The organism is Caproiciproducens sp. NJN-50, from assembly GCF_004103755.1.
GTDB lineage: Bacteria > Bacillota > Clostridia > Oscillospirales > Acutalibacteraceae > Caproicibacter.
Map to the genome: position 1 here is coordinate 2609482 of NZ_CP035283.1, position 22075 is coordinate 2631556.

The following is a 22075-nucleotide window of genomic DNA, read 5'->3' on the forward strand; positions in this document are numbered from 1 at the left end:
GAGGGAAGCGAATCGGGCCGTTCTCAGGGATGATCCCAGGAATATCTGGGATTTTGCACACAGAATTTGCCCCCCGTGATCTCAACGCTTACCCCGTTGATGTAGCTCGCCTTGTCCGAGGCCAGAAAAACGACCGCATTGGCGATATCCTCCGGCCTTCCAAGCCGGTTGACGGGAATGTTCCCCTGCTGCCCCGTCGCCACAGCCCAATTGTCTATTTTTGTCATGGGGGTCTCGATCACGCCGGGGATATAAGTTAAAACCCGGATGTTGTCTTTCGCGTATTCCGCGGCAAAAGAACGGGTCAGGCTGCAGACACCTGCTTTGGCCGCGCCGTAGGGTCCGGAGCCGGCCGCCGGAAAAATCGACTGAAAGGACCCGGCGTTAAAAATGACCCCGCCGCCCGTTTTGCGCATCTGCCTGGCCGCGTATTTGCTGCCGAGAAAGACCCCGGTGAGGTTCGTATCGATGACCTGGCGCCAGAATTCCAAACTCACCTCATCCATCCGGTCATGACAGGTCTGCCCCGCGTTGTTGACCCAGACATCGATCCGGCCAAAGGCGGCCGACACCGCCTCGGAGAATTCGGCGACATCCCGCTCACAGGCAACATTCATCTGTTTGGTGAAAACAGGGTATCCCAGCGATTCGAATTCGCGCTGCACTTCGTCCAGTTTTTCCTTCCGCCGCGCGCCGACCGCAATTTTGCAGCCTTCTTCCGCGAAAGCGCGTGCTATGGACTTCCCGATCCCGGTGGCTCCTCCTGTGACTACAACTACTTTTCCGTCCAACATGAGATTCATAGCGATCTTCTTCCTTTCAAACCAATATTTATGATATCGTACAATTAATCGTGTTTTCTCCCTATAGTTCTATGATATCAAGCGCTTTTAAAACGTATTGTATGAGATCATGTTGCGGCATACTATCAATTTACGAAGCGAGGGATAATCAATGACTGATCGATTCCATATTTCACCATTAAAGGTTGGATGCGGAAAATTTTTTCACGGAAAGGGGCTGATCGCTCTGCTCCCCAGTGAAATCAAACGGTTGGGGGGAAAAGCGCTTTTTATCGGAGGACCCTCCTCGATGGACCGCGTCATGCAGGCGGCCGAGGCGGATCTTATTTCCGCTAAAGTCACTTACCATGTCGTCCGGCACCAGGCTCAGTGTACAACGAAGTGGGCCGGGGAATACGCCAAAACGGCACTGGAGGGCGGATACACCGTCCTAGTGGGCTGCGGCGGCGGCAAAGTCATCGACGAAGCAAAAGGCGCCTCCTATTTCAGCGGCCTCCCCATCATCACTGTGCCGACTTCCCTGGCAACCTGCGTCGCCACTTCCATGGTCGCCATCATGTACAACGACAAAGGACAGCGCGCGCCCGCCATCACACTGAAGAAAGAGGTTGACGTCTGCATCGCCGACGAAGACCTCATCGGGTCCGCTCCGCGGCGTCTGCTGGCCGCAGGGATTTTGGACGATATCGCCAAAATGCCTGAGAGCTATCATCAAAAAATGAATATGCGAGATTACCGCGACTGCAGCCTGGAAGAATACATTCAGATTTTAAACAGCCGCGGCATTTATCATTTTCTCCTCGGGGAAGGCCGCGACCTTTATGACAACGGCAAAAACGCAAAACGTTTTCATGACGCCGTTCTGACGAACCTGCTGCATACCTCGATCGTCAGCGGATTCGCCGACGGTTCCGGCCAGTTGGCCATCGCACACGCGACATACGACTTTATGAGGAATTTCAACACGGAAAAGGCTTCCGCCTTCCTGCACGGGGAAATCGTCGCGGTCGGCCTGATGATCCAGATGGCTTTCAATGGCTACCCGGAGAGCGAGATTCAAAAAGTGCGCGATCTAATGGCCTACATGCACATGCCTCTGACCCTGCAGGACATTCGCTTTGATGCTACTCCCGACAGCCTGGACTTTTTTATCGGCAAAGTGGCCGAAGCCACCAGCCTGTCCAGCACCGAGGACATCGGGCTTCTCCGCAGATCCGTCAAAGCCGCGTTGTAAATTCACCGTTCTATTACAGACAGGACCCGCCGACGGGATGCGCCAGTGGGTCCTGCTTTATTGTTCCGCCTATGTTAAGTCTATTTTTCAGTCCTGCGCGTATGAATTGTTTCCATATCCTTCGCTGTTATTTCCAAATGCTTTCGCATCTCCTTCACGGCCAAAGATGCGTTTTTCGTTTGAAAGCAGAACAAAATCCGCGTGTGGGGTTCCACCGCGTTTGCGTAAACATCATTATTCATAAAGGAATCTCCGCGGTAAACCCGAAAACTCTCCAGCAACTGTTTATTGATGTTGATCAGCAATTGATTGCGGGTATAGCTGATGATCTTTGTGTGGAACAGTTCGTCCAGCATAATCAGGCGCACCAGGTCCTTCGATTCGTTGGCCTCCAAAAAGGATTTGTGGATCTGCTCCAATTCCTTCACCTGTTTTGGAGAAGCACGCTCAACGGAAAGGCGGACGGACAGCGTTTCAATGGCCATGCGGACTTCCATAAAGTCATTGAATTTCGCATTCTCTACATCGTACCAATTGTCGGAGTGGGTCACGGGGGTATAGCTCGCCACAAAAGCGCCCTTTCCGGGCAGCAGATTAATATAACCCAAAGCCTGAATCACGCGCATCGCTTCCCGTACGCTGGTGCGGCTGACCTTCAGCCTCTCACACAGACGGGATTCCGTCGGCAATTTTTCTCCAATGGAGTACTGACCGGATTCAATCAGTTCCTTCAGATTGTCAACAACAGCGTCGGTGATCGAAATCTTGTGGATTTCCTTCATTATGTCCTGGCCTCCTTGTCGGACGTCATTCAATATAATGCCTATAAACATTTAAGCAGCATTGTATATGACTCTTAAAGTTATAATAGCATAGTAGAAGAAATTTGTAAATATTTTTAGATCATATTCATTAATTTAGTGATATATTATAGTTTATTCTTCTACATCTTCAATTTGATAGGTCGTTATTTTTTTATAAACTGCCATTTGGCAAACCAAAGAATTCGGGTATGCCGTTATTTAATATGATATCGTACAATATTCGCATCTTATATCATGAGGGGGGGGAATCGGACCACGGTCCCGTCATCCTCAGGCGAGAACCGGCGGAACGAGCCGGTTCTCTTTTTCTCATGTAAAACGGAGCATCATTCTTTCAGCTGATACAGCACCCTGGGACGTCCGCCGGTCTCGTAATCAATGGAGCTGGACACCAGCCCCGTTTCGATGAGATAATTCAGGTAGCGGCGGACCGTCACCTTGGACAGGCCGGCACGTGCGGAAATGCTTTCGCACGTCTGCTTTTCATCCGCCTGTTCTTTCAAGCAGCTGTAAAGACCGGCCAGGGTGCTCTGGCTCAGCCCCTTGCGCAGTTCACTGTGGTCCGGGTCAAAGGAAACCGGCTTGTTGTTCAGCAGCCGGTCCACCATGGTCTGGTTCACCGTGGTGCTGCTTTTCAGGAGATTGACTTTTGAGAGATATTTTTGAATGGCTTCCTGAAACCGCTGAAAGGAAAAGGGCTTGACAAGATAATCCACGATGCCCATTCGCAGCGCTTCCTCCACGACGCTCATTTCCGTGGCCGCCGTGACCATGATCACGGCGCTTTTGATATTTTCTCCGCGCAGCCGGCTGAGCAGCTCAATCCCGCTGACAATCGGCATATAAACATCCAGGATGACGAGGTCGGGCTGGTTTTCATGGACGTATTCCCAGGCATCCCGCCCATTGCCGAACACTCCGTCGATTTTGAAATCGCCGAACTGCTGCAGATACTGCCGGTTGATCTGCGCGACCATTGGGTCGTCCTCAACGATTGCCGCATGAATCATCGCTGTCACTTCCTTTGGCGTTTTCTGTTGAAGATAAGGGTAAATGTGGTGCCGGCCATAGGCTCGGAGTCCACTTCGATGCTGCCTTCCCTGCGGCCGACGATTTCATTCACCAGACTCATGCCGACCCCCCGCCCCTGCGCGGCTTTCGTGCTGAATCCCGGTTCGTAGATCCTGCTCAGGTTTTCCGGCTCGATTCCCGTTCCGGTATCTGTCACCAGAATCAGCAGGCCGTCTTCGTCCTCCGTGATCTGAAGCACGATGCTCCGCGGACCGTCTCCGCGCTGGGCATTGACAGCCTCGATGGAATTTTCAAGGAGATTGCCGACCACAGTTACAAGGTCGGAGGTGGACAGGTACCGGCTGTGCTCCGGCAGATCGCTGTTGGCCAACAGCGTCAGGCTGATATCCAGTTCCCTCATGTTGTTCAGCTTTCCAAGAAGCAGCGCCGCGACGCTGGAGTTGCGGATGTACTGCAGCACCGGGCCGATCACCTTGGCCTGAAGCGCTGAAATGCTTCCAATATAAGACAACGCCTCTTTTTGCCGTCCCATCTGAAGCAGGCCCGCAATCACCTGCAGCTTGTTCATGAACTCATGGCTGTTGGCACGGAGCGCGGAAACGATGTGCCGGGTCCCGTTCAGCTGTTCCGCCGTCCGCATCGCTTCGGTCCGGTCCGACAGGATCAGGAGGGTGCCGGACCGCCTTTCGTTCTTCCGCAGGGGAATACAGCAGGAGAGAATGTTGGGACGGGAGGTTGAGATGTTCTTTTTCTTTTCTTCCTTTTCCCTGAGCAGGCTTTCCCCCGATTCCTCCTGGATGAGGGAATCCAGAACCGCGCCTTCCAGCAGTTCCGACCGCTGTCCCAGCATCCCTTCGGCGGCCCGGTTCACCAGCTGGATTTTTCCCGGCGCGTCCACGAAGACAACGCCCTCGTCCAGGTTGTTGAGCACTTCATTTTGTGTCAGATAGGTATGCACCAGTTCCTCCGGACTGTAGCCGAGGAGCAGGTGCCGGATGAGAAAGGTGGCAGACCCTGCCAATATCAGCGTCGCCAGCATCAGAAACGCGGCCAGTTTGAGATAGGTCATCGTGATCCGGTTGCGAAGGCTCTGAATCCGGTCCATTGTGGTGCTGGTCATCACAAAGCCGATCACCTTGCCGTCCCCATTCTTCACCGGACAGAAAAACCGGCGCTGCGGACCCATCGTGCCCACGCCGTTCACAACATAGGACTCTCCGGCCAGGGCCCGGTTTTCGTCCCCGCCGACAAACTGCTCGCCGACGCGCGCGTGGACCACATGGTAAAGCCGGGTGGAATGCGCATCGGCAATGGTGACAATATCCAGATCCTCCGTCTTGCTGATCAGATCATCCAGGTAATCCGTGAGGGATTTGGGGCAGGTGCCCTTTTGCAGCGCATCCTTTACGGCTTCGCTGTCCGCAAGCGAGGAGGCGGTGGAAACGAGGCCGCTCTCGATTTTTTCCTGCAGGGAGGACAGGGAAAAATGCAGAGTCACGGTGAGGGTGACGCTGAGCAGGACGATCCATACCAGCGTAGACAGACTGAAAAGCTGGGCAAACATGGAGGCAAGGCCTTTGTCCTTTCGTCCTCTTCGGTTCCAGTGCACCATACCTTCTTCCTCCCTGAACAGAAAACCGACTTTAATCTTTATAAAAATTTTATCATCCTGAGTCATAAATTTCAACCGCCATAAAATGCCGAAAGCCGTTTTTTCCGCTTTCGGCTCATTTTTTTTACTTTCAAAACTCGAAGAATAGTTTCAAAAGGATTTTCCTCTTCAAAAGCATGTCGTATAGTAAAACGTGCAAAGATCCTGCCAAAATGTTTTGGAAAATCATGCAAAGCAACTAAAAATTTGGGAAGGAAGAGGTTGTCTTATGGATTATGCGAAGGAATCGCTCCGGCTGCACAGGGAATGGAAAGGCAAGATTGAAGTGGTTGCCAGCGTCCCCGTAAAGACCAGGGAAGATCTGTCCCTGGCCTATACTCCCGGCGTGGCGCAGCCCTGCCTGGAGATCCAGAAAAATGTGGAGGAGAGCTATGAACTGACCCGCCGCCACAATCTGTGCGCAGTCATCACCGACGGCTCCGCGGTCCTCGGGCTGGGAGACATCGGGCCGGAGGCGGGAATGCCCGTCATGGAGGGCAAATGCGTGCTGTTCAAAGCCTTTGGCGGAGTGGATGCCTTTCCGCTCTGTGTCAAGACCAAGGACGTGGATGAATTCGTCAATACCGTCTATCTGATCTCCGGCTCCTTCGGCGGCATCAACCTGGAGGACATCTCCGCGCCGCGCTGTTTCGAGATCGAGCGCAAGCTGAAAGAGAAATGCGATATCCCGATTTTCCACGACGACCAGCACGGCACCGCGGTCATCACGCTGGCCGGGCTGACCAACGCGCTGAAAGTGGTGGGCAAGAAGAAGGAGAACGTGCGCATCGTCACCTCCGGCGCCGGCGCCGCGGCCGTTTCCATCGTCCGGCTGCTGCTCTCCGCCGGATTCCGGGACATCACGATGTGCGACCGGGCCGGAGCGATTTACAAGGGCCGGGAAAAGGGAATGAACTGGATCAAGGAAGAGATGGCCGGAATCACCAATGCGGACCGCAGGGCCGGCTCCCTGGCCGACATGCTGAAGGGGGCAGACGTATTCATCGGCGTGTCCGCCCCCGGCCTTGTCACCACGGATATGGTCAGGACCATGAACCGGGACGCCGTCATTTTCGCCTGCGCCAACCCCACGCCGGAAATTTTTCCCGATGAGGCGAAGGCGGGCGGCGCGCGGGTCATTTCCACCGGCCGCAGCGACTTCCCGAACCAGATCAACAACGTCCTGGCTTTCCCCGGCATCTTCCGGGGCGCTTTCGATGTACGCGCCAGGGATATCAACGAGGAGATGAAAATGGCGGCCGCAAATGCCCTGGCCGGCCTGATCTCGCCGGAAGAGCTGAACGAGGACTGCATCATTCCCCAGCCCTTCGACAAACGCGTGGGGCCCGCCGTGGCAAAGGCCGTGGCGGAAGCTGCCCGGAAGAGCGGGGCCGCCCGGATCTGACCGGTCTACAGACTGATATAGAGGAGGAGAGTTTATGTCAAATTCCGATACTGCTGCAGCGAAGCAGAAATCTACATACCTTTTGTTCAATCTTCCATGGTATTATTTCGCGGCCTTTGCCGTTGTCGTCCTGGCGGCGACTTACCTGGGCGTCCTGCCCTCAGGGATGGGCGGCTGCTTCGCCTTTATGATCGTGGTCGGCACAATCCTGAACGAAATCGGGGAACGGACCCCCATCATCCGCTCCTATCTGGGCGGCGGCGCCATCGTCGTCATCTTTGGCTCCGCGCTCCTGAACTACTTTAATCTGCTGCCGGCCCTGGTAAAAACCCTGGACGACGGCACCAAGATCTACAACATGCACCTGCTGAACGATTTGGACCTGATGGGAAACATCAACCAGTTTTTCAAGCCGGAGGGCGCTTTCCTGGACTTTTATATCGCCGCGCTGATCACCGGCTCCATTCTGGGCATGAACAGCAATCTTCTGAAGAAAGCCGCCGCGCGGTATTTTCCGGCCATTTTCGGCGGTATCTTCCTGGCTTTCGGCATCACGCTTGCGGTGAGCTCGATTATGGGCTACGGCGCGGTAAAGGCCCTGCTGCTCATCGCCCTTCCCATCATGGGCGGCGGCATGGGAGCGGGCGCCGTGCCCCTCTCCAAGATCTTTGAAAGCAGCAACACCATGACCGCGGCAAAAGCCATTTCCATCATGACGCCGGCCGTGGCCATCGGGAACGCGATCTCCATCGTTCTGGGCGGCCTTGTCGTCAAGATTTTCAAAAACAAGGAATGGAACGGCCAGGGGCAGCTGATGAAGCTGGATGCGGCGAGCGCCGCGGAAATGGAGATCAGCCCCGAAATGGAAGCCAAGCGCGCCCATATTGACGTAAAGAATCTGGGCATCGGCTTGTTTGTTTCCAACTCCTTCTTCGCGTGGGGTTACATCGTGGGCTGGGCCTGGAACTCCATCTGCCCCGCCGTCAGCATCCATCCCTACGCCTGGATGATCATCAGCGTCGCCGTCTGCAAGATCTTCAACCTGCTCCCGGAGAACGTCGAGGTCGCCTGTTACCAGTGGTTCCAGTTCATTATGAAAAACCTGACAACCACGCTGCTGATGGGAATCGGTCTGTGCTATTTGAGCATCGATACCGTGATCCAAAGCTTCAATGCGACCTATCTGGTTCTATGCCTGGGCACCTGCCTGGGCGCGTTCTTCGGCGCTGCGGTGGTCGGAAAATGGGTCGGGTTCTACCCCGTGGAAGCGGGCATTACCGCCGGCCTGTGCATGTCCAACATGGGCGGCACCGGCGACGTGGCCGTCCTCTCCGCCGCGGACCGCATGGAACTGATGCCCTTTTCGCAGATCTCCTCCCGCCTCGGCGGCGCCATTATCCTTCTCATCGGCAGCCTGCTGCTGTCCCTGCTGGGTGGGATGCTGTAGCGGCCTTTCATTCTTGTCAAAGCCCGGATTCCGGCGCCGCTCGGTCAGGGCGGCGCCTTTTTCAAGGAGGGATCGATCGCGATGGAATGTCTCAACTGCGGCAGACCGGCGGAGTACGTCTTTCACGTGCTGGAGGTGCGGACCCTGCATATCCGCGATATTTTTGGAGAAAAGAGGGTGCAGGCGCTGGGAAAGTCCTTGGACTATGCCGTTTGCAGAACCTGCGCCGCGGCGCGCCTGGAACAGATCCGCAGGCCGGGGAAGCGGATGGTGAAAAGCGGCGCTCCGTTCGCGGCCGCGCTGGCACTGGGAATCGTGCTGATTTCGCTGCTCCCGACAGGCGGCAATGCCGTTCTGCGCCTGATGGGCCCGGCCGCCGCGATCTGTGGTATTCTGGGACTCGCAGCCACCGTCCGTGACGGATTCCGCCGCAGAAAGGAGTTCGGCGCTCTGCAGGGGGAAGAGGCTATGGCCCGCGCGGCGTGGGAATGCCTGCTGGAGGCGGCCCCCAGAAAGGCCGGCGACTCCGACCTGACCTATATTCCCGTCGACCGGAAAACGCTGGCCCTGAAAAACGGCGATCTGATGATTCTCTACCACCTTTTGCCGCAGATCGCCGCACAGGCTTACGATCTGATCCACTGCGGATGACGGAGCTGCCCAGCCGTGCGGCGGGAACGGCCCCGGACGGACTGGGGCATCCGCCGCTAATCCGCCGAACGTTCTGAATATCCTGCCGAGAGCTTTTGGGCAGTTGGTAAAGGCATGAGAGCCCCTGCAAAGAGCAAAAAAAATAACGCCTTGAGGTTGGCGCTACTTTTTCACTGGTGTGATGCCCTCAGGGCCGCTATTCGGGCCATGGACAATCGCGACTTTCAGGAAGATTCGCTGAAGCTGTCCAGAATATTGTTCATGCTTCGCCGGATATGGCGGCTCATTTCCCTGCGGGCCTCTTCCGGCTCACAGAAACCGATACAGCCAAGAATTTTACCGTGCTCCAGAACGGATTTCTCGCGGTGCTCCGCATTCGAAGTTGTTTTTCCGACCGAAGGCCCGTCCCACAGCCCCATCAGGAACTGATACAGCTTTCCGTTGTTCGCCGCCGTCCAGATGGTTGTATGGAATTTCATGTTGTAATCGATATATTCTTCTTGCGTCATTACGGGAAGGGCCTTCAGCGCCTTCTCCTGGTATGGACGGAGAAGCGAGGGGTCCATGTGATTCGCCGCGGCGCGAGCGGCGGCTTCGCCCTCCAGCAGAATCCTCATCTCGTAATGATCCGTAATAAATTTCTCGTCGATCCGCCTGACAATGGCGCCCTTGTTCATGCGGAGCTCGATTAGCCCCTCGGAAGCCAGCGTCTGAAATGCCTCCCGTACGGGCGTGCGGGATACGCCGAGCTGATTTCCCATTTCCGTCAGGGATAGCTCCTGCCCTTCCTGAAATTCCCCCGCAAGGATCGCTTTCCGAAGGATGGATGCGATCCGGATCCGCGCCGGCATCAGCTCCAAGTGTTCCATGTCTTTCACCTCGTTTTTTCACTATAGCATGGAGGCGGGACGGTGTCAACCGGATTCTCGGGAAGCGGTTTCCCCGGCACGGCGCCTGATTCAGGCGGAAAGGCAAGAGGCCTTTTTCCGATCCGGTTGACGGGTCTTTGGATTTGTACTAAAATGGAGGTAATATTGCATACGATATATCGTATGCAATCTATTTGACGACAGGAGGAACGTCCATGCACGCAATTGAAAAAATCCTTGCGAACGCATCCGGCAGGGACCGGGGGCTGACGGGCGAGATTGTCAATGCGAAAATCGATTTCGCAGAGATCAATGACCTCTATCTCCAGACGGTATACTCGTTTCGGGAGATGGGAGGCAAAAAAGTCTGGGACAGGGACCGCGCGGCTTTTGTATTCGACCATTACGCGCCGGCCCCCACCATTCAGTCCGCCGCCAACCAGGCGGAAATGCGCGCCTTCGCGCGGGAAAACAATCTGACATACCACTTTGACACGAACGCCGGCGTCTGTCATCAGGTGATGCCGGAGCGAGGCCTGATCTATCCGGGAATGATCGTCGTCGCCACCGATTCGCACACCACGACGCACGGCGCGTTCGGGGCGTTCGGCACGGGCGTGGGCGCGACGGATCTGGCGACCGTGCTGATCTCCGGCGAACTCTGGTTCCGCGTGCCGGAGATCATTGAAATCCGCATCGACGGCACGCCGCGGAAAGGGGTCCTGCCGAAAGACGTGATCCTGCATATTCTGGGCAAGATCAAGGCGGACGGCGCCGTATACAAGGCGATCGATTTCACCGGCAGCTATGTGGATCAGCTCGGCGTGGCGGGCCGCATGGCCATCTGCAACATGGCGGTGGAAATGGGCGCGAAGACGGCATACATGCAGCCGAATCAAAGCGTCCTCGACTATGTATCCAAACGGGCGGTCCGCCCCTTCACGGTCCGGACGACGGACCCGGGTTACGTTTATTCCGAAAGCCATGTGTTCGACATCAGCGGTCTCGGTCCGCAGATTGCCGTTCCCCACAGCGTGGACAATGTCCGGCCGGTAGAGGAAGTCCCGGCCGTCAAAATCGACCAGGCTTTTATCGGCGCCTGCACCGGCGGACGCGTCGAAGACATCGAGGAGGCGGCCCGGATTCTCCGTGGAAAAAAGATTCCGGAAACCGTCCGGCTGATCGTCATCCCGGCGTCCCGTGAAGTGATGCGCACCTGCATGGACAAAGGATATTTGCAGGAACTGATCGACGCGGGTGCGACGATTTCCACGCCGGGCTGCGGACCGTGCCTTGGAGCGCACGAAGGCGTTATCGCCCCGGGAGAGGTCTGCATCACGGCGTCCAACCGCAATTTCCCGGGGAGGATGGGAAGCGTGCAGGCTGAAATTTATCTCGCGTCGCCGGCGACGGTAGCGGCTTCCGCATTGAAAGGCTGTATCACGGACCCGAGGACGGTCCTTTGAACAAAGGGAGGGAGAAAAACAGAATGCAAACGACGATAACGGGCAGGGCCGCGGTCGTGCTCGGCAACAATATCGATACGGATCAGATTTACCCCGGCAGATTTTTGGACCTGATCGACCCGAAAGCGATCGGCAGCCACTGCCTGTGCGGAGTGGACCCCGAAATCGCCGGCCGTTTCCATCGGGGGGACATCATTGTGGCGGGAACCAATTTCGGGTGCGGCTCCAGCCGCGAGCACGCGCCGATCGCGCTGCTCAGCATGGGCGCCAGCCTGGTCCTGGCCGATTCTTTCGCCCGGATTTTTTTCCGGAATTCCATCAACCTGGGCCTGCCGCTTTTAATCTGCAAGGGGATCAGCCAGAAGGTCCGGCCGGGCCAGGCGCTGAAAGTCGATCTTCTGGAGGGGACGGCCGAGATCGCGGAAACCGGAGAAGTGCTCTCCTGTGAAAGAATCGGCGGGCACGCGCTGGCGATTCTGGAGGCCGGCGGGATCAAGCCGATGTTCCGCGCGAAAATGGGCCTGAAATAGGAGCTTTATTCCGGCGGCGGAATCTCCCGCCTGTCCCGGAAAAAACCGGTCTTTCGATGAAGTGATCTAAAGATAGCAGACACAAAAACCGTGTCTGCTATCTTTTATTTGCTGAAACTGGTCTTTCGCATCGAGTTTTAAAAGTAAAAATTTACACATATGATTATGATACATTTAATCCGAATGTGACGGAAGGTATCGCAAGATATGAAACATTTTGAAATAAAAAAACTGACAGAGAGCGAGGCCGCCGAAAGCATTGCAATTTTAGCAGTTTCAATCGCACTGATCTATTCATTGATTTCTGTATACTTTTGCAATCATTTCTTTTTTCATACGGAAATCAATGGAGTAAATGTTTCATTAAAAGCATACGATACCGCGAATCAGACGATCAGCGACTTTATTAAGGGCTATGAATTGCAGTTGACGGAAAGAGATCGCGAAACAGAAGAGATAGCCGGGCAGGATATCGATTTGCAATATAATGAAAAAAAACGGATTTCTGAAATTTGCCAAAAGCAAATTTCGTTGGAGTGGATCGGATCTTTGTTCAAGGGTCAAAAATTTTATATCAATAATTTATTCATTTATAACCAAGACCTCTTGAAAAATAAAATCAGTCAATTGGATTGTCTGAATAAAACTATTACAAAACCTAAAAATGTAAATTTCGAGTATTCAAATGGTTCTTACAAGGTGATCAGAGAAGTATATGGAAACGAAATCATAAAAGATAAATTAGACGAAGCGATAAAAACGAGCATTGAAAACGGAGAGACAAAACTGAATTTAGAAGAAAAACAATGCTACGAAAACCCCACATATACTTCGAGCTCTGACAAAACCCTTATGACCAAAAGGCTGCTGGACAGGTATGTTTCATCGAACATCACCTATAAATTCGGCGATAAAAACGAAACATTAGATGGAAATACAATCAACAAGTGGCTTCATGTCGGCGAAAAATTGGATGTTAAAATAGACAGGGCGGGAATTGTAAAATATGTAAACGAATTGAGCAGAAAATACGATACCGTCGGAACGCCGAGAGATTTTGCAGCATCTGTAGGAAAAACAATCGCGGTGAAAGGAGGGCTTTACGGGTGGAAAATCGATCAAAGCGCCGAGGCAGAAGCATTATTCGAAAATATCACACGTGGTGAAACAGTAAAAAGAGAGCCGATCTATGCTCAAACGGCTTTATCCAGGGGGAAAAATGAAATAGGCAGCACCTATTTGGAAATCGACATAACAAAGCAGCACGTATGGTTTTATAGGGAGGGAAAGCTCATCGCCGAAGGTCCCGTGGTAACCGGAAATCCAAACAGGGGATGGTCGACCGTGACCGGAACTTATTCGCTCAACTACAAACAAAAAGGCGCAACCTTAAGCGGTCCCGGCTCTAAAACCAACGTGACTTATTGGATGCCCTTTTTCGGAAATATTGGATTACACGACGCATACTGGAGATCCTCTTTCGGAGGACAAATATATAAAAGGAACGGGACCCATGGATGCATTAACGCCCCCTTCTATCTGGCGAAGACAATTTTCGATCACATAGAAGCCGGGACCCCGGTCGTCTGCTATGAAGAAGGATAAATCCATGATCCAGTCTATAAGCTCCATTGACATGTTTCGATAGAAATGCCGCCCAATAATGGGCGGCATTTCTAAGGGAGGGAGTATTATGAAAAAGTTATATATAAAAGCCTCACTTGAGGCCGCTTGTAATTTGTCCGGAGCCGTGGGGGGCATTTCATCCTTACCGCCGGTCTGGCACTTCGATTGGAACAATTACAGAATACCGGGAGATTGTGACCGGGCGATGAAGCTCTTTTGAAGATTCTGAATACTTTCTGTGAATAAAGTATGGACACTTTTCAGGAAAAAAATTCAAAGAAAAATAATGAACGTCATTTTTTCATCTTAACGGGCAGCCAAGTTCATTCTGAGGTTTGCTGCTCCGCAGGGCATCGTCTCTTCTTAAGCCTTTTGCTCACGTCCTCCCGGAGAAGGGTGTACAAGACGGAACAGACGGGGATGGAAACGAGCATTCCTGCCACGCCGAACAGGTTCCCGCCGATGGTCACGGCAACCAGGACCCACAGCGCGGGAAGCCCAACCCTCGAGCCGACCACATGCGGAAAGATCAGGTTTCCCTCAAGCTGCTGCAGAATGACAAAGAACACAACAAACCATATGGCCTGAATCGGACTGACAATCAGGATCAGCAGGGCCCCGATCACGGTGCTTAAAAAGGCCCCGATGATCGGGATCAGCGCCATAAATGCGACTAAAACAGAAACCAGAAGTGCATAAGGGAACCGGAACAGGCTCATGCCGATCAGGCAAAGTGTTCCAAGAATACATGCCTCCGTGCACTGCCCGACAATAAAATTGGAAAACGCCGTGTAGACCAAACTGCAAAGCCGCAGGAACGGCACGTGGAATTTGTTCGGCAAATACGCCTGGAAAACACGGATCGCCTGCCGGCGCAGCTTTTCTTTCTGAATCAGGATATTCAGAGCAATAACGAAGCTCAGCACGAGCGTCAGAGCGGCATGGAACACATTGGCGGTCACCATGACGGTCGAACCGACCAGAGTGCCGGCCAGCTTTTGGCCGTTCGCCGCAATCATCTGGCTTGCGCTTGCCCAGTCAATTTTTATACTGCGCAGATACTCGCCAATCGCCGGATACTCCGATGCGATCTGCGCCAGGCTTTTCTGCAGGCCGTTAAAAAACGACGGGGTCTGATTTGTAAGGCTTGTAATAGTCCGGACGAGCTCAGGGACGACAATCAGGAGGATCAGCGCAATCAAGCCGATCACAATCAGCAGCGAGGTTAATATGCTGACCGGCCTTCGGATTTTCGGCCAAATTTTCAGAGGTTTCCGGTTCAGGCCGGAAAAAAGCTTTGTTTCAATCGGCAGCATTACAATATTTAAAATAAAAGCAAAGACGAGGCCAAGCAAAATCGGAGCAAAAACGCCGCCCAAAATTCCAAGCAAGTCCGGAATCCGGTATAAATTCTGCAATGCCATATAAAATACAATTCCAAATGCGATGAGAAGGGCCAGCATTTTCATATTCTTTCTGTTAAGTTCCATCTTTTTTCCCTTTTCTGCGTCCTGTCTTTTCAAGGCTTATAAAAACATTATGCCTAATCCCGGAATAAATAGCAATATCTTTACAATTTTATTCCCTTTTTATTTTGGATTTTTCAGATGCCTGTAATCACTTTCTCCCGCCGCCGTCCAAAATTTAGCCTTTGTGACGGGCGGATTTCACAAGACAGCCCAACCCAAGGCCGAGCACATCATAAGCAAGCCCTGTTAACCGATCTTATTAAAAGTTACCGTCCTATCCTTAAGGGATATTTTCCCGGCCTGATACCCATATTGAAAAAGTTCCTTTTTGTATTGCAAAAAAGAATGGTCCATCTCAATTCCTAAAATATCATGTATTTCAGCAAAAGATAATTTCACAGATGTGGCATTCGTCTTTTGAATATACTCCCATAAAGCGTTATACTTACTCATGCTATCCTGTTCCCTTCCATTTCTGTGCTTCCGAAATCAAATGATCAGGCCGTGTTTTTGATCCGCAAGTCAGTCATTTATCGACTCGACGCCAAGCTGCCTGAGCTTGCCAAGTTTGTTCCGCGGTAAAAAGGCCCTGAATCCGCGTTTGTGTTATCTTTCGGTATAATAGTCATTTTTTCTTGATTTACTCCATTCCGATTTACTCATATAATTTATATATACATAACTATTTGACAACGGAAGGGGGAGAGGATAAATCCTCTCCCCCTTCCGTTGTCTTCCGGTGAACCATCGGGGAGCCTCCGGCAGCTTCGCCGCCGTGCAGTTCCTCGCTGAAACGGTCCTGCAAGGGTCATCTCTTAACGCTCGGACCCTTTTGGGTTCGAATCCGTACAGCAACTAAAACAAAAACGGAACACATTTTCCAGTGCTCCGCTTGTCTCTTTTTGGTGAACCATCGGGGATTCGAACCCCGGACACCTTGATTAAAAGTCAAGTGCTCTACCAACTGAGCTAATGATTCATATTTGGGCCGCCCTCAGCGCATAGCCCGCCGCGGGCGGACCTGTGGCTGGGCTGGCAGGATTTGAACCTACGAAATGACGGAGTCAAAGTCCGTTGCCTTACCCCTTGGCTACAGCCCAATCTATCAGTACGGTCTGTCGTGTCTGCAACCGTATCATCTAAAAAATGGGGTGGAAGATGGGATTCGAACCCACGGTCTCCAGTGCCACAAACTGGCGCTTTAACCAGCTAAGCTACATCCACCATATCGGATTGTGGCGCGCCAAAAGGGATTCGAACCCCTGGCCTACTGCTTAGAAGGCAGTTGCTCTATCCAACTGAGCTATTGGCGCAAAAAAGTATGGAGCGAGTGATGGGAATCGAACCCACGCGACCAGCTTGGAAGGCTGGAGTTCTGCCACTGAACTACACTCGCGTTTCAGCGACGGCTATCATTATAGCATGGTTCAGCGGCAGTTGTCAATGATAAATTACATTTCTCCGGCCTTTTCTTTTATTTTCGTCCGTTTATTGCATGACCTGTAGTTGAATGCCCTTTTCGTCGTCGGCAGTCACCGCAATCCCGGCCAGGGAATCACTTCCGCTCTCCACCAGGATGGAGGCGATTCTGTCTTCCACCTTACGGCGGATCAGATTGCGAAGGTCCCTCGCGCCGCTCTTTCCGCCGATTGCATTCCGGGCAAGCCACCGGGTCGCTTTTTCATCGTAGACCAACCGGGTCCCACGCTCCTTCAGCGTAGCGACATACTCATCCAGCATTAAATGGGCAATTTTTTCAAAGTCATCTTCCTTCAGCTGCCGGAACACGATGATCTCATCCACCCGGCTGATGAACTCAGGCCTGAGAAAATCGGAAAGAGCCTTGAGGACCCTCTCACGGGTCACATCGGCGTCGCTGCGGGCAAAGCCGAGAGTCCCCTCCTTCTTTTCGCTTCCGGCATTCGAGGTCATCACAAGCACCGTATTTTCAAAATTCACATTCCGCCCGTGCGCGTCGGTAATATGGCCCTCATCCAGAATCTGCAAAAGAATATTCATCACGTCCGGATGAGCCTTTTCGATTTCGTCAAACAAAAGCACGGAATACGGGCGGCGGCGCACCTTCTCTGTCACCTGCCCTGCCTCGTCATATCCCACATAGCCCGGGGGCGACCCGATGATACGGGAAACCGAGTGCTTTTCCATGAACTCCGACATGTCCAACCGGATCAGCGTTTCGGGCGTGTCGAACAATTCCTTGGAAAGAACCTTGACCAGCTCGGTTTTTCCGACTCCCGTGGGGCCGACAAAAATAAAAGAAGCAGGCCGGCGGCGCGGGCTGATCTGCACCCGGCTGCGGCGGATCGCGGCCGAAACGGCCGCCACCGCCTCTTCCTGTCCGACGATTTTTCCGTTCAGCTTCTGTTCCAGCTCCGCAAGCTTTTTCAATTCGTTTTCCTGGATCCGGCTCGCCGGAATTCCCGTCCAAAGCTCAATGACCCTGGCGACGTCCCTCTCCTCGACCTGGGAACCGAGCGCCGCGGGGGCCAGCTCTTTTTCTTTTAGCTCCAGGCGGGAAATATTCGTGCGTATCTCGGCCAGCTTCTGATAATCCGGCTCCGTGCTGTCGGCTGTCAGCTCTTCTTCCTGCGCATGAAGATCCGCCAGCTGTTCCGCGTTTCTGTCGTACTGTTCCATGGAAACATTTCTCAGAGCGGCGCATGAACAGGACTCATCCAAAAGGTCGATGGCTTTGTCAGGCAGAAACCGGTCGTTGATATAACGCTCCGACAGCGTGACGATTTTCCGGATGACCGGTTCCGTCACACGCACCCGGTGAAAATTTTCATAGTAGGATTTAATGCCGTTCAATACCTCGACCGTCTCCTGAATGGACGGCTCCGCAATCGTCACGGGCTGAAAACGCCGTTCCAGCGCCGCGTCCTTTTCGATATATTTGCGGTATTCGTTGAAGGTCGTCGCGCCGATCACCTGAATTTCCCCGCGGGAAAGGGCAGGCTTTAATATGTTTGCGGCATTCATGGAACCTTCCGCGTCCCCTGTGCCAACCAGATTGTGTACTTCATCGATAAACAGAATGATGTTTCCTTCCGCCTTGACCTCTTCCAGAAGTCCCTTGATCCGGCTTTCAAACTGCCCGCGGAACTGCGTTCCCGCAACCAGGGCCGTCAGGTCAAGCAGATGGATTTCCTTTTTGCGCAGCGCCGCGGGGACATTGCCGCCGGCAATCCGCAGGGCGAGCCCTTCCGCCACGGCCGTTTTGCCGACGCCCGGCTCACCGATCAGGCAGGGATTGTTCTTGGTCCTGCGGCTGAGAATCTGAATGACGCGCGCGATTTCCTTCTCCCGGCCGACTACGGCGTCAATCTGCTGTGCCCTGGCCCGGGCGGTCAGGTTCGTGCAATAGGCATCCAGATGCTTCCGCTTGGTCTTATGCTTTTCTTTCGGAGCTTTTTTGCTGGATTCTCCGTTCTGGACCTGCTCCGGGCTGTTGGCCCCGCCGGGATAAATATTCTGAATGAACGGAAACGTCGCGGCTCCGCCGGGCACAAAGCCGCTCAGAGCGCTTTCAGAGCCGTTTTCCCCTTCGCCGGGATCGTCCTGGTTTTCCTCAATCATATCGGTCAGCTCGGATTCCATCGCCTCCATCTGTTCATCCGTGATTCCCATTTGGTCCAGCAAATCATTCACCGGCTTTATTCCAAGTTCCTTGGCACAAATCAAACAAAGCCCGCGGCTTTCCCCCATATCAGCCGATGGGGTCAGAAATACAACCGCAGGTCTCTTGTGACATTTGGAACACATGATCATTTCAGCTCACTTCTTTTCTTTTCATACTATGATACCATAAAAAAACGGATTTACAAGTTTTATCCGCGTCTCTTTTTATCCATAACTTCCTGAATGTCAATCTTGTACTTCGGATCATCCGAACGATAAATGTCGAAATAGATTTTTGCATAGCGGACAAAAGCATAAATCATAAACGCGGCGGTGATGGACAGAAGCGTTACGGACACGATCAGTTCCTTATCCTCCCCGATCCCGATCCCCTTCAGAAAAACGATAATTCCAAAGGAAATATAAAACAACACGGTCGCGGTTTTCCCGAACCACTGGGAACCGCCCGGGCGTTTTTTCTTTTTTCCGATCAAAAAAATCCCAGCGGAAACCATCAGGGCCTCCTTGATCACAAAGACCGCGAGAAACGGAATCAGGATCGGCTGCTTTACCGCAAGGCAGATCGCGACCGCGCCCTGCGTCAGCTTGTCGGAAAGCGGATCCAGCATCTGGCCGAGCTCCGTGGTCTGATGGTATCTGCGGGCAATCATTCCATCCAGCATATCGGTCAGCCCGGATAAAATCAAAACGGCAGCCGCCTTCAGGATCTGATCCCCCTCGTAATAAATCACAAAAGGAATGATCAGCAGCATCCTCAGAACCGTCAGCGTATTGGGTATATTAAAGTTTTTGTTTCTGTCCTGCATCCCCGTCTACCCCACTCCAAATATCTGCCTGTAATAATGTATCAACCGGATTTTTTTCCTCCATATACTGAAGGATCTTGGAATTCTCGATCCCCTTCCACGCAGACGCCGCGCCATGGCCGGAGGGGACCGTAAGCCGGGTCAAAGCGCAGATGACAAAAAGGATGGCCACACCTTTGACCAGCCCGAAAACGCCGCCTAGCAGCATGTTGACCTGACGCAGAACCGGAAGCCGGAAGACATGATCGGCAGAGGTGGCAATCACATGAACCAGAAGCTCCATCACGGCAAACAGAACGGCTGCGGCAAGAATCCGGCTCAGCGGCTGACCGGGCCGGAATGACGGCAGAAGGTTCGCAAGGTAAGGGCCGGCGGCCGCTGCAAAACGCCCCGACAGACGCACGGAAACAACGAGGGACACGACAAAACCGGCAAGTTCGATCAGCGACCGGACAATTCCGCGGCGAAGGCCTGAAATGACAAAGACCAGAAGGACGCAAAGCAATGCCAGGTCATAAAAAGTTCCCACTTTTTTCCTCCCCGAACGCAAAATAAATCCGCACACAAGAGCAATATATCACAAAACATTCATTTGCACAAGCCGTTTACCGGCTGGAAACCTTTCGGATTTCCGAAACACCGAGGATAAAAGCGGAGGTCTCGTCTCTCAGCGCAACCGCCTTTGCATCGTCGCCCGCATCGCAGGTGCCGGCAGGCCCCGCGGGCGACGAGGTGTAAAAATAGACTTTCGAGCCGCACAGGGCGGCCGCGGCAGAGCCGAAAACGGAAACGGACCTCACCGTTCCCTGCAGAGACGGGGAAAGGAGCTTTTCTCCCGACCGGTTGAGGATCAAAAGGCCGGAATCTTCGGAGCCCGCATAGGAGGACAGCCCCAGAACCGTCAGATCGGCGGAGGCGCAGTATGCCGTCAGTTGTTTGCCGCCGTAGCTGCATTCGATTTTCGAACGGCTGCCCGCATCGATCAGCACGGCGGCCTGGTCCCCGAACGCGGTAACGGCGTCGTCACCGTTCCAGCAAATGTCGAACAGCATATTCCCATCGTACACCGCGAGCGGCTGCTGAACTTTCGAATCGCTCAAGTTCAGCAGATACAGGGCCGACTGGATCACGCCGTTTTTCGTATTGACGCCGGTGACCGCCGCCATGCTCCCATCGGGGCTCAGGGCGGCCGCCGTCGGATAGTAGTCCGAAAACCAGTAATGGGATTGCTCGCGGCCGTCCGCCGTATAGGCGGTCAGTTCCCCCCGGTATCCTTCCGCCTCTGTGATCAGCGCATAGCCCCCCTGACGGGCAAGCGCGCCTGCGATCAGATTCTGGTTCAGGTTGATTTTCCGAATCGTGCGGTTGATACTTTCCAGTTGGCATGCCCTGCCGCCCAGGTTATAGAGCAGCATCCGGCCGCCGTTCAGCTTGAGAACCGGATCGCTGAAGCTGTGCTGGCGGGAAACAAGCTCCTTTGCGGTCGAATTCAGCACCGTAAGCGACGTGTCGCTCGCAAAGCAGACGTTCTTGTCCGCCGACAGAAAATTCTGCGGCTGAACGGAAGTACCGGCGATGGAATGGGGAAATCCATCGCCCAGTCCCATGCCGACAACGCGGGCCTGCGCCCATTCCAGAACGGTCGCGGGAGCCAGATTGTCCCGGTTCATCCAGCCGAGGGTCCCCGCGACGCAGAGAAGCAGAATCAAAACGATCCTGTAGAACCAGCGCGGAACCGTATGCTCCCCGAAAACCTTCGGCGCTTTTCTGTCCCTCCTGGGGTGATGTTTCGCCGTGTCGAACTCCGCCGTGTCAAACCGGCGCCCGTTTTCAGCCATTGAGTCTCACGTCCTTATAGAAAACCCTGTTCAGGTACAGTCCCTGGGGCGGCGCGGTCGGGCCCGCCGCCGCGCGGCTGCGCGCCTCCAGAATCCGTTCCACGTCTTCCGGCTCAAGCTTTCCTTCCGCGACCCGCAGCATGGTGCCGACCAGAATGCGGACCATATGGTAAAGGAACCCGTCCGCAGATACAAAAAAGCTCACCGCTCCGCCGTCTTTCTTCCAGTATGCCTCGGTCACCGTGCGCGTCATGTCGCCGCGCTCCCTCGCGTCGACGGCGCAGAAGGAAGTAAAATCATGGGGTCCAAGCAGCCGGGAGGCGGCGCGGTTCAGGCGTTCCGGATCCAGCGGAACCCAGTAGTGCAGCGCCCTCCCGTTTAAAAAAGGATTTCGGACCCGCTCGTTCCAGATCAGATACTCGTATTCCTTGCCGAAGCAGGAATACCTTGCGTGGAACTCCGCCGGGACTTCCCGGCAGGACAGAACGGCGATATCCTTCGGCAGAAAATGGTTCAGCGCCCCGACCAGCCTTTCACAGGGGATGTCGTGTTCCGTATGAAAGCTGATGCAGAACCTGCGGGCATGGACAAAGGAATCCGTCCGGCTGCAGCCCTTGACGTCCGTCTGCTCTCCCAGGATCCGACGGAGGGCCTGCTGGAAAACCTCCTGAACCGAAACGGCATTCTTCTGAACCTGCCAACCGTGATAGTTTGCTCCGTCAAAGCAGATTGTAACCAGAAGATTTCGCATGATTTCCCTT

General features: G+C 53.8%; 20 protein-coding genes and 5 tRNA genes. 8 read left to right on the forward strand and 17 right to left on the reverse strand.

Annotated elements, in window-relative coordinates; genetic code table 11:
* Positions 1-23 precede the first annotated feature (23 nt).
* Positions 24-803, reverse strand: a complete 780-nt coding sequence (locus EQM14_RS12650) for an SDR family NAD(P)-dependent oxidoreductase (RefSeq protein ID WP_128743523.1) — start codon at positions 801-803, stop codon at positions 24-26.
* A 151-nt stretch (positions 804-954) separates the two neighbouring features.
* Between EQM14_RS12650 and EQM14_RS12655 the strand changes: the two genes are divergently transcribed.
* Entirely contained in the window at positions 955-2037 is a 1083-nt protein-coding gene (locus EQM14_RS12655; RefSeq protein WP_128743525.1) for an iron-containing alcohol dehydrogenase, read from the forward strand.
* Between the two features lie 80 nt (positions 2038-2117).
* Here the strand turns inward: EQM14_RS12655 and EQM14_RS12660 are convergent, their stop codons facing one another.
* The 3 genes from EQM14_RS12660 to EQM14_RS12670 form a co-directional block, all read right to left on the reverse strand.
* Entirely contained in the window at positions 2118-2819 is a 702-nt protein-coding gene (locus EQM14_RS12660; RefSeq protein ID WP_164919080.1) for a FadR/GntR family transcriptional regulator, read from the reverse strand.
* A gap of 368 nt (positions 2820-3187) precedes the next feature.
* Positions 3188-3871, reverse strand: coding sequence for a response regulator (locus EQM14_RS12665; protein ID WP_128743529.1), 684 nt, complete (start codon positions 3869-3871; stop codon positions 3188-3190).
* Positions 3872-3876: 5 nt separating this feature from the next.
* Positions 3877-5505: an ATP-binding protein gene (locus EQM14_RS12670; RefSeq protein WP_128743531.1), complete on the reverse strand. Its 1629-nt coding sequence runs from the start codon at positions 5503-5505 to the stop codon at positions 3877-3879.
* Between the two features lie 268 nt (positions 5506-5773).
* Here EQM14_RS12670 and EQM14_RS12675 point away from each other — a divergent pair, with 268 nt between their 5' ends.
* From EQM14_RS12675 to EQM14_RS12685, 3 genes are all read left to right on the forward strand, one after another.
* Positions 5774-6949 carry an NAD(P)-dependent malic enzyme gene (locus EQM14_RS12675; protein ID WP_128743533.1) on the forward strand — a complete coding sequence of 392 codons (1176 nt, stop codon included), beginning with the start codon at positions 5774-5776 and terminating at the stop codon, positions 6947-6949.
* Between the two features lie 34 nt (positions 6950-6983).
* Positions 6984-8396: a 2-hydroxycarboxylate transporter family protein gene (locus EQM14_RS12680; RefSeq protein ID WP_128743535.1), complete on the forward strand. Its 1413-nt coding sequence runs from the start codon at positions 6984-6986 to the stop codon at positions 8394-8396.
* An 81-nt stretch (positions 8397-8477) separates the two neighbouring features.
* A complete protein-coding gene (locus tag EQM14_RS12685) occupies positions 8478-9047 on the forward strand; it encodes a hypothetical protein (RefSeq protein ID WP_128743537.1) in 570 nt (189 codons plus the stop codon).
* Between the two features lie 224 nt (positions 9048-9271).
* Here the strand turns inward: EQM14_RS12685 and EQM14_RS12690 are convergent, their stop codons facing one another.
* Positions 9272-9916, reverse strand: coding sequence for a GntR family transcriptional regulator (locus tag EQM14_RS12690; protein ID WP_243112527.1), 645 nt, complete (start codon positions 9914-9916; stop codon positions 9272-9274).
* Positions 9917-10131: 215 nt separating this feature from the next.
* On the opposite strand from EQM14_RS12690, the gene EQM14_RS12695 reads away from it, so the two are divergent.
* From EQM14_RS12695 to EQM14_RS16425, 4 genes are all read left to right on the forward strand, one after another.
* The gene (locus EQM14_RS12695) at positions 10132-11382 is read left to right on the forward strand and encodes a 3-isopropylmalate dehydratase large subunit (protein ID WP_128743540.1); all 1251 of its coding nucleotides are present in this window, start codon (positions 10132-10134) and stop codon (positions 11380-11382) included.
* 23 nt (positions 11383-11405) lie between these two features.
* Complete coding sequence (locus tag EQM14_RS12700) at positions 11406-11912, forward strand: LeuD/DmdB family oxidoreductase small subunit (RefSeq protein ID WP_128743542.1); 507 nt, start codon at positions 11406-11408, stop codon at positions 11910-11912.
* A 207-nt stretch (positions 11913-12119) separates the two neighbouring features.
* Positions 12120-13517 (forward strand): L,D-transpeptidase family protein, encoded by a 1398-nt coding sequence (locus EQM14_RS12705; protein WP_128743544.1) that lies wholly within the window; start codon positions 12120-12122, stop codon positions 13515-13517.
* An 88-nt stretch (positions 13518-13605) separates the two neighbouring features.
* Positions 13606-13758, forward strand: a complete 153-nt coding sequence (locus EQM14_RS16425) for a hypothetical protein (RefSeq protein WP_164919081.1) — start codon at positions 13606-13608, stop codon at positions 13756-13758.
* 103 nt (positions 13759-13861) lie between these two features.
* On the opposite strand, the gene EQM14_RS12710 is transcribed toward EQM14_RS16425, so the two are convergent.
* The 12 genes from EQM14_RS12710 to truA all read right to left on the reverse strand — a co-directional run bounded on the left by EQM14_RS12710 (position 13862) and on the right by truA (position 22065).
* Complete coding sequence (locus EQM14_RS12710; protein WP_128743545.1) at positions 13862-15028, reverse strand: AI-2E family transporter; 1167 nt, start codon at positions 15026-15028, stop codon at positions 13862-13864.
* A gap of 661 nt (positions 15029-15689) precedes the next feature.
* Positions 15690-15812 carry a hypothetical protein gene (locus EQM14_RS16830; RefSeq protein WP_256372432.1) on the reverse strand — a complete coding sequence of 41 codons (123 nt, stop codon included), beginning with the start codon at positions 15810-15812 and terminating at the stop codon, positions 15690-15692.
* A 98-nt stretch (positions 15813-15910) separates the two neighbouring features.
* Positions 15911-15986 (reverse strand) — tRNA-Lys (locus EQM14_RS12720).
* 45 nt (positions 15987-16031) lie between these two features.
* Positions 16032-16107: transfer RNA gene (locus EQM14_RS12725), tRNA-Gln, on the reverse strand.
* Positions 16108-16154: 47 nt separating this feature from the next.
* Positions 16155-16231 (reverse strand) — tRNA-His (locus tag EQM14_RS12730).
* Between the two features lie 12 nt (positions 16232-16243).
* Positions 16244-16320, reverse strand: a tRNA-Arg gene (locus tag EQM14_RS12735).
* A 9-nt stretch (positions 16321-16329) separates the two neighbouring features.
* Positions 16330-16403: transfer RNA gene (locus EQM14_RS12740), tRNA-Gly, on the reverse strand.
* 92 nt (positions 16404-16495) lie between these two features.
* A complete protein-coding gene (locus EQM14_RS12745) occupies positions 16496-18796 on the reverse strand; it encodes an ATP-dependent Clp protease ATP-binding subunit (protein ID WP_128744335.1) in 2301 nt (766 codons plus the stop codon).
* A 62-nt stretch (positions 18797-18858) separates the two neighbouring features.
* A complete protein-coding gene (locus EQM14_RS12750) occupies positions 18859-19476 on the reverse strand; it encodes a CDP-alcohol phosphatidyltransferase family protein (RefSeq protein WP_128743549.1) in 618 nt (205 codons plus the stop codon).
* Positions 19451-20005: a CvpA family protein gene (locus EQM14_RS12755; protein WP_164919082.1), complete on the reverse strand. Its 555-nt coding sequence runs from the start codon at positions 20003-20005 to the stop codon at positions 19451-19453. The genes EQM14_RS12750 and EQM14_RS12755 overlap by 26 nt, the downstream gene beginning before the upstream one ends.
* Positions 20006-20081: 76 nt before the next feature.
* A complete protein-coding gene (locus EQM14_RS12760) occupies positions 20082-21314 on the reverse strand; it encodes a DUF5711 family protein (protein ID WP_128743553.1) in 1233 nt (410 codons plus the stop codon).
* Positions 21307-22065 carry a tRNA pseudouridine(38-40) synthase TruA gene (gene truA / locus EQM14_RS12765; protein ID WP_128743555.1) on the reverse strand — a complete coding sequence of 253 codons (759 nt, stop codon included), beginning with the start codon at positions 22063-22065 and terminating at the stop codon, positions 21307-21309. The genes EQM14_RS12760 and truA overlap by 8 nt, the downstream gene beginning before the upstream one ends.
* Between the last annotated feature and the right edge of the window lie 10 nt (positions 22066-22075).

What these genes read in the sequence shown, in the direction of transcription:
- EQM14_RS16425 (WP_164919081.1), top strand. Translation starts at nt 13,606, where the DNA reads ATGAAAAAGTTATATATAAAAGCCTCACTTGAGGCCGCTTGTAATTTG.
- EQM14_RS12680 (WP_128743535.1), top strand. Translation starts at nt 6,984, where the DNA reads ATGTCAAATTCCGATACTGCTGCAGCGAAGCAGAAATCTACATACCTT.
- truA (WP_128743555.1), bottom strand. Translation starts at nt 22,065, where the DNA reads ATGCGAAATCTTCTGGTTACAATCTGCTTTGACGGAGCAAACTATCAC.
- EQM14_RS12760 (WP_128743553.1), bottom strand. Translation starts at nt 21,314, where the DNA reads ATGGCTGAAAACGGGCGCCGGTTTGACACGGCGGAGTTCGACACGGCG.
- EQM14_RS12705 (WP_128743544.1), top strand. Translation starts at nt 12,120, where the DNA reads ATGAAACATTTTGAAATAAAAAAACTGACAGAGAGCGAGGCCGCCGAA.
- EQM14_RS12670 (WP_128743531.1), bottom strand. Translation starts at nt 5,505, where the DNA reads ATGGTGCACTGGAACCGAAGAGGACGAAAGGACAAAGGCCTTGCCTCC.
- EQM14_RS12675 (WP_128743533.1), top strand. Translation starts at nt 5,774, where the DNA reads ATGGATTATGCGAAGGAATCGCTCCGGCTGCACAGGGAATGGAAAGGC.
- EQM14_RS12650 (WP_128743523.1), bottom strand. Translation starts at nt 803, where the DNA reads ATGAATCTCATGTTGGACGGAAAAGTAGTTGTAGTCACAGGAGGAGCC.
- EQM14_RS12700 (WP_128743542.1), top strand. Translation starts at nt 11,406, where the DNA reads ATGCAAACGACGATAACGGGCAGGGCCGCGGTCGTGCTCGGCAACAAT.
- EQM14_RS12660 (WP_164919080.1), bottom strand. Translation starts at nt 2,819, where the DNA reads ATGAAGGAAATCCACAAGATTTCGATCACCGACGCTGTTGTTGACAAT.
- EQM14_RS12750 (WP_128743549.1), bottom strand. Translation starts at nt 19,476, where the DNA reads ATGCAGGACAGAAACAAAAACTTTAATATACCCAATACGCTGACGGTT.
- EQM14_RS12710 (WP_128743545.1), bottom strand. Translation starts at nt 15,028, where the DNA reads ATGGAACTTAACAGAAAGAATATGAAAATGCTGGCCCTTCTCATCGCA.
- EQM14_RS12665 (WP_128743529.1), bottom strand. Translation starts at nt 3,871, where the DNA reads ATGATTCATGCGGCAATCGTTGAGGACGACCCAATGGTCGCGCAGATC.
- EQM14_RS12695 (WP_128743540.1), top strand. Translation starts at nt 10,132, where the DNA reads ATGCACGCAATTGAAAAAATCCTTGCGAACGCATCCGGCAGGGACCGG.
- EQM14_RS12685 (WP_128743537.1), top strand. Translation starts at nt 8,478, where the DNA reads ATGGAATGTCTCAACTGCGGCAGACCGGCGGAGTACGTCTTTCACGTG.
- EQM14_RS12690 (WP_243112527.1), bottom strand. Translation starts at nt 9,916, where the DNA reads ATGGAACACTTGGAGCTGATGCCGGCGCGGATCCGGATCGCATCCATC.
- EQM14_RS12655 (WP_128743525.1), top strand. Translation starts at nt 955, where the DNA reads ATGACTGATCGATTCCATATTTCACCATTAAAGGTTGGATGCGGAAAA.